This window comes from Micromonospora sp. NPDC049257 (genome assembly GCF_040678915.1).
Classification (GTDB): Bacteria; Actinomycetota; Actinomycetes; order Mycobacteriales; family Micromonosporaceae; genus Micromonospora; species Micromonospora antibiotica.
In genome coordinates this window covers 106,054-115,023 of sequence record NZ_JBFAQU010000020.1, presented here as the reverse complement: position 1 = coordinate 115,023, position 8,970 = coordinate 106,054, and the positions used below count along the sequence as shown (strand labels likewise).

Here is an 8,970-nt window from a genome sequence, read left to right as displayed (position 1 = left end):
GGGCTGCGCGGCGAGGGCGTCGACCAGCCGTCGGCAGGAGCCGGCCAGGTTCCACCGTTGGGCCAGCTCCAACAGCCGGTCGGGATCGGCGGGCGGTGCTGCGGCGGCCACCCCGGGGAGTGGTCAGAAACCTGCCGCGTGGGCGGCGGTGGTGCCGCCGACCACCGGAAGAACGATCTTGCTGCTCTTCAGGGCGACCTGGATGTTCGCGGCGGTGGTGTCCGCCTGGCTGGAGTACTGCGGGTAGCTGGCCACGATGATCACGCCGATCCGGTGGCCCGGCTTGAACACGTAGTCCTCCGGCAGCAGCGGGAAGGTGAAGTTGTACGACTCCCCCACCACCAGTGGCACGGCGGTCCGGATCGACTGCCGGTTCTGGGCGTCCATGATGCCCTTGGTGACCAGCTCGTAGTCGGCGGTGGCGACCCGCTTGGCGGTCTGCTTGTAGCAGCCGTCGTCGGTCGGGCTGTTCAACCCCCAGCAGTCCTCGGTGGCCAGGGTGACGATGCCCTCACCGGAGGCCCGGTGCGCCACCCGCTCGTCGGTGCCGTAGTCGACCAGGATCGCCCCGAAGTTGGTGTCGGTCTGGTCGGCCGAGGCCCGCAGCTGCACCTTCGGCGTGCCCGAGATGTGCAGGGGCGCGGTCAGCGGCGCGGACAGGAACGCCAGCCGGTTCGGCTGCACGGTGTCCGGGTTGAGGATCATGGTGTTCTGGCTCTGGGTCCGGCTGTCCTGGAACGCGCCGGTCGCCGGCTTGGCCGTCGGCACCAGCTTCAGGCCCCCCGCCCCGGTGGTGCCGGGCTGGAGGAACACCTCGGTGTCGGCCTTGCCGGGGATCGGCCAGTCGGCGTGGGTCTCCCACACGTCGGCGGCCCGCTCCAGGTCGACCCGGGGCTCGTCCATGATGCCGTTGGCGATCCCGTGCAGCCAGAAGTCGAACCACCGGTGCAGGGTGGACACCCACACCGCGCGCCGCGAGTCGAACGGGTCGACGTGCCCCTCCTGGGAGAGCCACAGCTTGCGCTGGACGTTGTTCTCCGCCAGGGCGTACCAGAACTTGCTGAAGTGGTCCGCGCGGACGTTGTCGTCGTTGAGACCGTGGTAGAGCAGCACGCTGGCGGTCATGTTGGGGACCTTCTTGACGTAGCTGCGCTCGTTCCAGAAGGCGGTGTAGTCACCGGTCTCGTCGCCGTCGGCGGCGGCCATCGCGTCGCGTACCGGCTTGCAGTAGTCCCGCCGCTCCGGGTTGGTGACCGTGTTGGCCAGCGACGCCACGTAGCTGTTACCCCGGGTGACCACGCCGTTGCTGCGTACGTAGTCGTAGTACTCGGTCGGGCCGCTGATCGGCACCACCGTGGTCAGGCCCTTGACGCCGGTCACCGCCGTCGCCATGGCCAGCGAGCCGTCGTACGACTTGCCGATCATGCCCGACTTGCCGTTGTGCCAGTCGGCGGTGACCACCTGACCGGCGGCGTTGCGCGCGGTGGCCCGGCCGTTGAGCCAGTTGATCGCCTGCTTGGCGCTGAGATTGTCCTGGTTGGCGTTGGTGGTGGGGCAGCCGGTGGAGTTGTTGGTGCCCACCATGTCCAGCAGGATCACCGCGTAGCCGCGCGGCACGAAGTAGTTGTCGTAGAACAGCGGCCACTTGTCGAGCAGTCCGTCGCCGTCCAGGTCGGCCTTGCACTCGGACTCGTTGCCCCGGCAGACCGTCGAGTAGTACGGGCTGGCGTCCATGATGACCGGCACCTTGAGCCCGTTCGCGGTGGCCGCCGGTCGCATCAGGTCGAACGCGATGATGTCGCGCAGACCGTCGTTGTCGCTGTCGAAGGTGGAGTCGATGAACAGGCGTTCCCGGATGGCGTCGCCATAGCCGAACACCGGCTGGGTGACCCCGTCCTGGACCACGATCGTCGGTACGTCCTGCGCCGCCAGCGCCTGTGGTGCCGCGCCCAGGGCGGCGAGCACCATCGCGGACAGTGCGGCCACCCCGGCGCGGAGGGGTGTTCCCGATCCAGCCATGCGGTCTCCTTGAATCTCGGCGAGACCGCGCACGTTATGGGCCGACCGACCGGCACCACCACCTGCACCTGTAGGAACTTTGCCCCGGCCGCCCCGACGACACCGGGCGGGGCGGTGGACGTGCCGGTCAGTCCCGGTAGCCCCACTGCCGCAGCGGCTTGTCCAGCACCCGTTCCACGGCGGCGAGCTGCGCGTCGCCCAACTCCTCGTGGTACGCGGCCCGCCGCCCGGCGTGGAACCGGTACCGCCCGAACCCCTTCTCGAAGGCCGGTGACCAGTCCAGGTCGAGGAAGTCGAGCATCCGGGCCACCTCGCCGCGCGGGTCGGCGAGCAGGTCCTCGTAGCGCACGTCGAGCCACTGCCCCTCGGGGTGCGCGGCCCGCGCCTCGGCGAAGGAGTCCATCAGCATCTTCCAGCCCAGCGCGGCGAGCACCGGGAACGACCTGTCGTATTCTTCCCACTCCTGGCGCAGGTCGGTCGGCAGCGGCCCGAGGAACCAGTTGTCCGGCCCGCGCCAGCCGTCCCACCAGCCCATCTGGAGCCAGGAGTTGGTCACCGCCCGACCGTCGCGGACCACGTTGACCACCCGCAGCTGCGGGTAGCCGGCCCGCAGGAACCCGGCGCGCGGCCAGCCCGTCACGTGGTGCAGCAGCAGCCGGCAACCCTGCCGTTCGATCCGGGCGTCGAAGAAGGCCCGCAGCCGCCGCCGCAGGTACGGGGTGAGATCGTCGGCGGTCAGGTCCCGGCACGGGCGGGAGAAACCGGCCACCACGTGCCGGTCCAGCAGGTCGTACGCCTCCGACGGGGCGACCCGCAACCGGCCCTTCTCCAGCAGCCGGCGGCTGTGCCGCAGCGACGTCATACCCGCCGGGCGGGGCGCGGAACGCCGGTACAGCGGCCCGTTGAACCGGCCGGCCAGGTTGAGCCGGGACAGCTTGTCGTCGACCCCGGAGACGAACCCGACCCCTGGATGCCGGGACAACAACTCCTGCACCAGCGTCGAGCCGCACCGCCCGGTGCCCACCACCACCGCCAACATCGTTCAGCCCTCCTCGTGCCCGGTCGACCCCGCCCGCCCGACGCCCACCGACCGTCCACCGGTCGCAGCCGGCCCACCCCGCGCGGGCCGCCCCGCCCCGGCCGGTGCCGGGACGCCGCGCCGCCACGGGTAGCCGAACCGGCGCAGCCCCGGCGCGGTGAGCCCGGTGACCAGCGCGTACGACCAGCGGGACAGGTCGCGCCGCCACTGCACGTCGGCGGTGATCGGCACCGGGCCGGTCCGGTGCCGCGACGGGTTGCCGGCCACCGAGTGCGTCGGCGTCAGCCGTACCGTCGCCGGGCCGGTGAACGGGCCGCCGTCGGGGTCGACCCCGGCGAAGGCGACGATCCGGCGCAGCGTCGCTTCCGGGTCGGCGGTCAGATCCTCGTAGCGCACCCGCAGGTAACCCGCCGGTGCACGGTCACCCCACAGCCGGACGGTCACCGTGTTCCAGACCAGCCAGAGCAGGGCCGCCTTCCACACCGGCGGTCGGCTCATCAGCTCCGGGTCGGTGTCGCCGTCGAGACCCCGGCGACGACGCCAGGAGAAGGCGGTGGCCCGGGGGTCACGGACCAGGTGCAGCACCCGCAGCTCGATGCCGGGCAGCGCGCCGAGCAACGCACCGTACGGGGGCAGCTTCGACGAGTCGACCACCACCCGTGCCCCGGTGTGCCGGGCCACGGCCGCGTACAGGTCGGCCAGCACCGCGTCGTCGGGGTGCGCGGGCACCGGCCGGAGACCGCGGCGGTGCCGGCGCAGCAGCGCAGGCAGCCCGCGCATCCGCAGCCGGCCGCGCAGCCCGGCGGCGATCGCGGCGGCCCGGTCGGTCGGCAGCTCCCGGCGCACCCGGTCCCACAGGGGGCAGTCCCGCAGCGGCCGGCCACAGCCGCAGGGCCGGTTCTCCAGCTCCCCGCGCTGCCACAGGTACCGCAGCTCCCCGGCGGCGAAGACCCCGTCGTACTGGCCCAGCACGGTGGTGACCAGGGTGCTGCCGCTGCGTCCGCTGCCGGCCAGGTAGAGCACCCGCACCGGCGGGTTCACACCGGCTCCCGCACGGCCTGCGCGGCGCTCGCGTAGACCTCCCGCAGCCGGGTCAGGTGCGCCTGTGGGGAGAAGTCCCGCTCCACCCGCGCCCGACCGGCCCGCCCCATCCGGTACGCCCGCTGCGGGTCGGCCAGCACCCGGTGCAACCCGGCGGCCAGCGCGACCGGTTCGTCGGCGGGCACCACCTCACCGTCCACCCCCGGGGTCACCAGCTCCGGCAGGCCACCCAGGTCGGAGGCGACCACCGGAACCCCGCAGCCGTACGCCTCCAGCACCGCCATCGGCTGGTTCTCGTTCCACCGCGACGGCACCGCCACCACCGTGGCCGAGCGGACCAGCTCGTGCAGCCGGGCCTTGTCCAACCGGCCGTGGAACCGGACCCGGCCGGGGGCCCGCCGCCGGGCCAGCTCGGTCAGCCCGTCGCGGGCCGGGCCGTCCCCGGCCACCTCCAGCACCACGTCGTCGGGCAGCCGGGTGAGCGCCTCGATCAGCACGTCGACGCCCTTCTCGGCGGCCAGTCTGCCGGCGAAGACCACCGGCCCGCCGGGTGCCGTCTTGACCGCCGTCGCGGCGACGTCGACGAAGTGCGACACCACGTGCATCCGGTCGGGGAAGACCCCGGCCCGGCGCATCACGTCGGCCAGGAACCGGCTCGGGCTGACGAACGCCTGCACCGGCCCGTACGCCCGGGTGGTGCGGTGCAGCCACGACTCGACGGCGAGCAGCGAGCTGGCCCCCAACGAGCCGTCCTTGCAGCGGCGGCGGGCCGCGCGCAGCGGACCGCCGGTCACGCAGGCGTCGCAGACCGCGCCCCGGTCGAGCATCTGGTAGCTGGGGCAGGCCAGCTTGTAGTCGTGCAGGGTCATCACCGCCGGCACCCGGGCGGCGCGCACCGCGGCCAGCACCGACGGGGAGAGCTGGTGGTAGATGTTGTGCAGGTGGACCACGTCGGGCCGGAACTCGTCGAGCACCCGGGCCAGGCCCCGCCGGCTGGCCGGCGACCAGATCATCCGGGCCGCGACCGCCGCCCGGGCGCCCGCGCCGCGCGGCGTCGGGTCCAGCTCCACGTGGGACGGGAAGTGCCTGGCGTACGGGGTGGGCGCGTCGTTGTCCGGGTGGGTCATGCCGAAGAAGGCCACCTCGTCGCCGTCGCCCCGTTGCAGCTCGGCGACGTCGAGCAGGTAGCCCTCGGCGCCGCCGCGCCGGTAGAGGAACTTGTTGACGTGGAGGACACGCATCGGCCTGCTCCGGAGGTGGCTGCTGGGGTCCGTCGGGGGTCGGGAGGTGGGGTGGTCGCCCCGGACAGCAGCGGTGACCAGGGGCCCCACCGTATGCAACACCGGTGTCGTGAGTCCAGCTCATGATCCCCAAGTAGCCACACGGCCCATCGCCGGCTGACCACACGGCCACGTGGTCAGCCGCGATGATCTGCCGGTACCGTGTGCCCCACCCCGCCCGACGTGCCCGAGGAGGACCCGGTGCCCCACCCCGACGAACCTTCGGCGCTGGCGTACACCGCCCGTCGGGTCCGCCGGCACCTGCGCTGGGCGCGTACCGAGGGCATCCGGCGACTGGTCGAGGAGGACCGGCTCGACCCGGTCGACCGGGCCCGCACCGCCCTGGCCAAATGGCGCTGGCGACGGACCCATCCCGGGCCGCCCGGCCGGGCCGTCCCGGTCTACCTGGTGGGCCTGCAACGCTCCGGCACCAACATGCTGACCCGGGGGTTGGACGCCGACCCGTCGGTGGAGGTCCGCAACGAGAACGACCGGGTGGTGTTCCACCGTTTCCGGCTGCGCCCCGACCCGGTGCTGACCGCCGTCATCCGGCGCAGCCGGCACCGGTACGTGCTGGTCAAGCCGCTGTGCGACACGCACCGGGTGGACGAGCTGCTCGACCTGTCCGGGGTCGCGCCGGGGCGGGCGCTGTGGGCGTACCGGGACGTCGACGACCGCGCCCGCTCCGAGGTGGCGAAGTTCGGCGACGCCAACCTGCGGGCGTTGCGGGCGATCGCCGACGGCACCATCGGGGACCGCTGGCAGGGGCAACGCCTGGACCCGTCGACGCGGGAGCTGGTCGCCGGCTTCGACCACGACCGGATGACCCCGCACACCGCCGCCGCCCTGTTCTGGTACGTCCGCAACTCGCTGTACTTCTCCCTGGGCCTGGCCGACCGCCCGGACACCCTGCTCTGCTCGTACGACGCGCTGGTCGCCGACCCGGCCGGGTACACCCGGCGGTTGTGCGCCTTCCTCGACCTGCCGTACGACCCGGTGTTGCACGCGCACGTCGGCGTCCGCAGCCCGGCGCGGCCCCGGCTGGACATCGACCCCCGAGTACGGGCGCTGTGCACCGAGCTGACGGGCCGGTTGGACGCGTCGGCCGGCCGACCCGAGGCGGTGGAGCATGGCTGACCCCACCGACCCGGCCCCGCACACCGCACCGGACCTGCAGGCCCGGCCCGCACGGACGGCCGACCCCGCACCGGACCCGCAGGCCCGGCCCGCGCCGGACGCGGCAGCCGGGGCGGGTCGGCCGCAGGGGCCGATCTTCCTGGTCGGGTGCCAGCGGTCCGGCACCACGATGCTGCGGCTGGTGCTCGACTCGCACTCCCGGGTCAGCTGCGGCCCGGAGACCCGGTTCCTGGCCGACATGCAACGCATCGTCGGGCGGGACTGGGAACGGCTGTCCCGCTTCGGATTCCCCCGCGATTACTGGCTGGGCCGCATCGCCGACTTCTTCGGCGGCATCCAGGCCGACTACGCCCGCTCCCGGGGCAAGACCCGCTGGGCCGACAAGACCCCGCTGTACGCGCTCTCCATCGACTTCCTGGCCGAGGTCTTCCCCGACGCGCAGTTCGTGCACGTCGTGCGGGACGGCCGGGACGTGGTGGTGTCGCACCGCAAACGGTTCGGCTACTGGTCGGCGGTCAAGTGCGTGGTGAAGTGGCCGCGCTACATCCGGATCGCCCGCGCCGCCGGGGCCCGGCTGCCGGCCGACCGCTACCACGAACTGCGCTACGAGGAGACGGTCACCGACCCGGAGAAGGCCATGCGTGGCCTGTTCGAGTTCCTCGGCGAACCCTGGGAGGCTGGCGTGCTCGACTACGACGGCAAGCAGCACGACGTGGCGGGCAAGTACACCGCCGAGGCGGAGCGACGGCGGGCCGCCGCCGGCACCGACGCCCCGATCTACGGTTCCCGGGTCGGCACCTACCGCCGGGAGCTGGACCCCTTCCTGCGGGTGCTGGTCCGGGTCTTCTCCGGTGCCACCCTGCGCGAACTGGGCTACCGGTGAACCGCCGGGACGGGTCGCCGGGGCGGCGGGCGGCCGGACCACCGGCGACCGGCCGGGCCGGGTCGTCGGCACACCGTCGGGCCGGGGCGGCGGTGGCCCGCCGGGCCGGGCGGCGGACGCTGATCGCCGGTGCGCTGCTGTTCGCCCTGGTCGCCGGGGCTGCCTGTTCGGACGATCCCGCTCCTGCTCCCCGGCCCGCCCCCTCGGCGACCGGGCCGTCGGCCGGTGCCAGCGGTACGCCGCTGCCGGCCGGTGCGCCGGTCCGCAACCCGTTCGGTGCGCACTGGGACTTCTCCCGGCACGACCAGTTCGTGCCCTACCTGGAGAAGCTCACCGGCTCGACGACGTACCACGAGCTGAGCTGGTGTGACATCGAGAAGACCCAGGGCAGCCCGGACTTCGCGGCGGTGGACCAGATCGCCGAACGCAGCCGCAAGCTCGGCATCACCCTGCACCTGAAGATCCGCACCGGGGTGTGCTGGGCGACCGGCGGGACGGCGAAGTTCACCCGGGGCCAGGCCAACAAGACCGAGTCGGCGATGCCGACGGACCTGGCCGCCTACCAGAACTTCGTCCGCACACTGGTGCAGCGGTACGCGCCGTACGGCGTCGGCGAGTACGCCATCGAGAACGAGGTCAACGCGCAGCAGTACTGGGCGGGCAGCCCGGAGGACTACCGCCGGCTGGTCACCGCCGCCGCCGAGGCGATCCGGTCGGCCGACCCGAAGGCCAAGGTGGTCGACTCGGGCATGAGCAGCGTCGCGTACGGGATGGGGGTCGCCGACCGGTTGCTGCGCGCCGGGCAACCCGACCAGGCCGTCGCCGCGTACCAGGCGTACTTCCAGCGGCGGATCGGCACCCGGGGGCGGCTGATCCCGGCGGTGAACGACCCGACGGCGTTGCGCACGGCGTTGGACAACGCGCAGAACTCCCGCAACCTGGCCTACCTCGCGGTCACCGAGAAACTGCTCGACGACCGGGTGGTCGACGTCCGGCAACTGCACTTCTACGAGCACTTCTCCGGGGTGCCGGCGCTGCTGGACTACCTGCGGGCCGAGACGCCGTCCGGGGTGCCGGTGCAGGCGTGGGAGGTCGGGCAGTTCTGGAAGGACGGCGGCGACGACGCCGCGGCCCGGGGTGACGAGATGGTCAAGGTGGTCAGCATGCTGGTCGCCGGGGGCATCCACGAGGTGCTCTGGTTGCCGCTGGCGTACAACCCGAACAACCGGGCCGGTGCGGAGGTCCGCTACGGGCTGCTCGACCCGGACGGCACCCAACGGCAGGCCGGCGCGATGATGGCCGCCCTGGCGGCGGCGGCCCGGGACGCGACCGTCGAGCCGGTGAACGGCAAGGGCCTGACCGGGGTGGCGTTCCGGCGGGGTGCGGAGAGCACCCTGGTGGTCTGGTCGACCTCCACCGGCACTGTGTCGTTGCCGGCCACGGGCGGGGTGACCGGGGGGCCGGTCGGTGCCGACCCGACCGCCCGCACCGGTGCGCTGCCGATCGGCCCGAGCCCGGTGCTGGTGCGGGCACAGGGTGACCCGGCCAGCGTCCTCGCCCCGATCCGCTGA

The 8,970-nt window shown here is 73.2% G+C and carries 7 protein-coding genes; 3 read left to right on the top strand and 4 right to left on the bottom strand.

All coding sequences use genetic code 11. From position 1 onward, the window contains the following. Positions 1–123: 123 nt before the first annotated feature. From AB0K25_RS24445 to AB0K25_RS24430, 4 genes are all read right to left on the bottom strand, one after another. A complete protein-coding gene (locus AB0K25_RS24445; RefSeq protein WP_255597613.1) occupies positions 124–2,019 on the bottom strand; it encodes a CocE/NonD family hydrolase in 1,896 nt (631 codons plus the stop codon). Positions 2,020–2,146: 127 nt separating this feature from the next. Continuing rightward, positions 2,147–3,058 carry a sulfotransferase gene (locus AB0K25_RS24440; protein WP_219462723.1) on the bottom strand — a complete coding sequence of 304 codons (912 nt, stop codon included), beginning with the start codon at positions 3,056–3,058 and terminating at the stop codon, positions 2,147–2,149. A gap of 3 nt (positions 3,059–3,061) precedes the next feature. Continuing rightward, positions 3,062–4,099 (bottom strand): sulfotransferase, encoded by a 1,038-nt coding sequence (locus tag AB0K25_RS24435; RefSeq protein ID WP_219462725.1) that lies wholly within the window; start codon positions 4,097–4,099, stop codon positions 3,062–3,064. Next, the gene (locus tag AB0K25_RS24430) at positions 4,096–5,340 is read right to left on the bottom strand and encodes a glycosyltransferase (RefSeq protein WP_219462728.1); all 1,245 of its coding nucleotides are present in this window, start codon (positions 5,338–5,340) and stop codon (positions 4,096–4,098) included. Before AB0K25_RS24430 ends, AB0K25_RS24435 begins: the two co-directional genes overlap by 4 nt. Before the next feature lie 240 nt (positions 5,341–5,580). Here AB0K25_RS24430 and AB0K25_RS24425 point away from each other — a divergent pair, with 240 nt between their 5' ends. Genes AB0K25_RS24425 through AB0K25_RS24415 form a run of 3 tightly spaced genes read left to right on the top strand, consistent with a single transcriptional unit; the run spans position 5,581 to position 8,970 of the window. Further along, a complete protein-coding gene (locus AB0K25_RS24425) occupies positions 5,581–6,516 on the top strand; it encodes a sulfotransferase (protein WP_219462730.1) in 936 nt (311 codons plus the stop codon). Beyond that, entirely contained in the window at positions 6,509–7,399 is an 891-nt protein-coding gene (locus AB0K25_RS24420; RefSeq protein WP_219462732.1) for a sulfotransferase, read from the top strand. Before AB0K25_RS24425 ends, AB0K25_RS24420 begins: the two co-directional genes overlap by 8 nt. Next, positions 7,396–8,970 (top strand): hypothetical protein, encoded by a 1,575-nt coding sequence (locus AB0K25_RS24415; RefSeq protein ID WP_363822901.1) that lies wholly within the window; start codon positions 7,396–7,398, stop codon positions 8,968–8,970. Before AB0K25_RS24420 ends, AB0K25_RS24415 begins: the two co-directional genes overlap by 4 nt.

What these genes read in the sequence shown, in the direction of transcription:
- AB0K25_RS24445 (WP_255597613.1), bottom strand. Translation starts at nt 2,019, where the DNA reads ATGGCTGGATCGGGAACACCCCTCCGCGCCGGGGTGGCCGCACTGTCC.
- AB0K25_RS24440 (WP_219462723.1), bottom strand. Translation starts at nt 3,058, where the DNA reads ATGTTGGCGGTGGTGGTGGGCACCGGGCGGTGCGGCTCGACGCTGGTG.
- AB0K25_RS24430 (WP_219462728.1), bottom strand. Translation starts at nt 5,340, where the DNA reads ATGCGTGTCCTCCACGTCAACAAGTTCCTCTACCGGCGCGGCGGCGCC.
- AB0K25_RS24420 (WP_219462732.1), top strand. Translation starts at nt 6,509, where the DNA reads ATGGCTGACCCCACCGACCCGGCCCCGCACACCGCACCGGACCTGCAG.